The organism is Paraburkholderia podalyriae (genome assembly GCF_014397785.1).
Classification (GTDB): Bacteria; Pseudomonadota; Gammaproteobacteria; order Burkholderiales; family Burkholderiaceae; genus Paraburkholderia; species Paraburkholderia podalyriae.
The window spans coordinates 1-2,700 of the sequence record NZ_VZQQ01000175.1 but is presented as its reverse complement, the minus strand read 5'-3'; the positions used below and the strand labels follow the sequence as shown (position 1 = coordinate 2,700).

Here is a 2,700-nt window from a genome sequence, read left to right as displayed (position 1 = left end):
CACGGAGCGACGCCGCTCTATGTCGTGCTGGGCCGTGGAGGTCCGAACCTCGTGCGGGGCATGTCGGCGCTGAGGGACACATGCGACTCGCTGGGCCTGCCTTATCGGCTGTTCGGCTTCGACTCTGACATCAGCGAAGTGATTCAGTACGCACGCCGGGCGGACGCCTGGATGCGCGCCGGCGGCCGCGCCGAGATCGCTGCAAGGATCGGCGCGTCGGCGAGGCAAACCGAAACGGCTCGTGCCTGAGGAGATCGACATGTACAAGCAAGGCAGCAATACGTTCAAGTATTTCGTTGGCGTCAACTCACTCGCACAGATCGCCACGCGCGAGGATCGCGTGTGCGTGCTCAATATCCTGGGCGGTGAATCGTCGGACGTGACGCCCGTGAGTCACGCATTCTCGGGCGGTAACGTCGTATTCGGCACGGCGCCGGGCAAGGGCGGGCAAGTGCTCGCGACGCCGGCCGGCGATATCCCCGTGTACAACAACGTCCGTGAGGGGCTGCAGGCGGGACACCGGTTCAACTGCGGCGTCGTTTACCTGCCGCCGTCCGCGGCCCGCGACGGCGTCGCTGAACTGATTCGCGTGAATCCCGAGTTGCGGAAGATTTTCATCATCACCGAAAAGATCGCGGTCCACGACGCCCGCGAAATTCGCGCGATGGGCCAGCAGGCGGGCATCGACATCTTCGGCGCGAACGGGCTCGGCGTCGCCGATTCGTGGAATCGCGTGAGGATCGGCGGAGCGCTCGGCGGCGACAATCCTGACGATTCGTTGCGCAAGGGCTCGATCGCGATCTTCTCCAACTCCGGCGGCTTCAGCACGACGATTGCGCAATACCTGCGCATGGGTGGCTGGGGCACATCGACGGTCATCTCGAGCGGCAAGGACGTCTATATCCACTATGCCGCGCCGGAATTCGCGTTCGCACTCGCCAACGATGTGCGCAGCAAGGCTGCGGTACTTTACTGCGAACCGGGTGGCTATTACGAGGCCGATGCGGTCTTCACGAAGCCAGTCGTCGCGTGCGTCGTGGGACGGTGGAAGAGCCGCCTCACGCGGGCAGTCGGTCACGCCGGCGCGATGGCCGGCGGCAACGACGATGCGCAAGCCAAGGAACGCTGGTTCATGCAGAAGTTCGGCGTCGAGCGCCTCTTCACGCCGGATGATCCATGCTGCTCGACGAAGGGTGCCGTGGTGACGAACATCGCGCACATCCCGGCCGCGCTGAGCGCCGTGATGCGCGCCAACGCGACGATGCCCGATTTCGAGTCGGAGGGCAGTCTCGCACTCAAGCCGTGGTTCGGCTCCGATCAGGGCATCGCGCTGCCGGACGGCCTCGCCATTCCGGTCGTGGAAGCTGTTGCGCCGTATAACGAGCAGGTCCATCAGGTGAATCGCCAGATCGGCGTGATCGCTCCGCGCCAGGCGCTCAAGGACGCATCGGGCGCGTCGCAGATGGACGCGAAGACGCAAGTGAGCAGCCTGCACGGCGCGTCGATGCTGGAGGCCGCGACGCGTTCGCTCGAAGCGAACGTCGGCCTTGCCCTGCTGCACGAATTCGGCGGCGAGAATGACGAAAAACTCATCGATGTGGCGATCGCCGCATTCGTCAATCTGCACGGCAGGCCGGAACTCGCGGCGGCGCAGGCAGCACGCGAAGCGGACAACGCCCCGAATGCAATTCTCGCGGCTGCGGCGTCGATCGTCGGGCCGAAACGTCAGCGCGCGGCGCGGGACGTCACCAAGTGGCTGATCGATCGTTTTGCGGCCGCTGGTCTTGCCGACGCGCTGAATGAAACCTTCGACGTCGCACGCATCGACGCAAGCGGCTGTGAACAGTGCTTCGCCGACTCTCACGATCCGCTCGCCGAAGCAATGCTCGCGGGACTCGCCGCGCGCGGCGCGAAATCGGCGTTCGTCCGCTGGCTGACGTCGCAGCCCGCTCACCCGACCGGCGACGCGGTGCTGGCCGCGATCACGACGACGCTGGCGTGGGGCCCGCTCATGCGCAAGCGTATCTCGCGCGTGACCGCCGAAAGCCTGCCCTGGTGGAGCATGCTATTTGGGACGCTCATCGGTGCATCGGCCGATGCGTCGCGGCATCGCCCGGACGGTTTCTGCGGCTTCTCCACCGACGAATTGCTGAACGAGCGCAGTCTCACCGAAATCGGCTTCGCCGCGCTGCTCAACCTGAGGCCCGGCCCCGACGACCTGTTCGCCTTCAAAACGCTCGTCGGCCTGCTGCTCACCAACGGTCCGGGTGCGATCTCGGCGCAGGGGGCGAAGGGCGCGGTATCCGCCGACGGTCCGGAAGGCCCCGAGCGCGTGCAGCTCAACAAGGCGCTGGTCGGCTTTCTCTCGCATACCGGCTACACGCACGGCGGGAACGGGTACGAGGGCATCGCGTTCCTGATGGATGCTTTCAAGGAAACCGCGCTGGACGATCCGTCGAAGCCCGGCCACGGCGTGGACCTGCGCTCGCTCGCCGAGCGCTCCGTCGAGCGATACGCGCAGTACAAGGCGCGGCAGAAGCATGCGGGCAGCCTCGACATCGCGAAGCTTCCGGGCGTGAATCATCCGGTGTTCAAGGACAGACCGGTCAACCACGACCCGCGCGAGGTGTTCATTGCGGACCTGTGCGAAAAGCGTGGGGAATACAACGTGTTCCATGCGTTCTATCGCGAGCTGGTGCA

General features: G+C 65.4%; 1 protein-coding gene and 1 pseudogene. Both read left to right on the top strand.

Features of this window, described 5'->3' with window-relative positions; translation table 11 throughout:
• Nucleotides 1-249: pseudogene (locus F6X42_RS42170) on the top strand (carboxylate--amine ligase); the annotation flags it as partial.
• 10 nt (nucleotides 250-259) lie between these two features.
• On the top strand, nucleotides 260-2,700 hold a 2,441-nt coding region (locus tag F6X42_RS42165), incomplete at its 3' end, for a CoA-binding protein (RefSeq protein ID WP_187639670.1).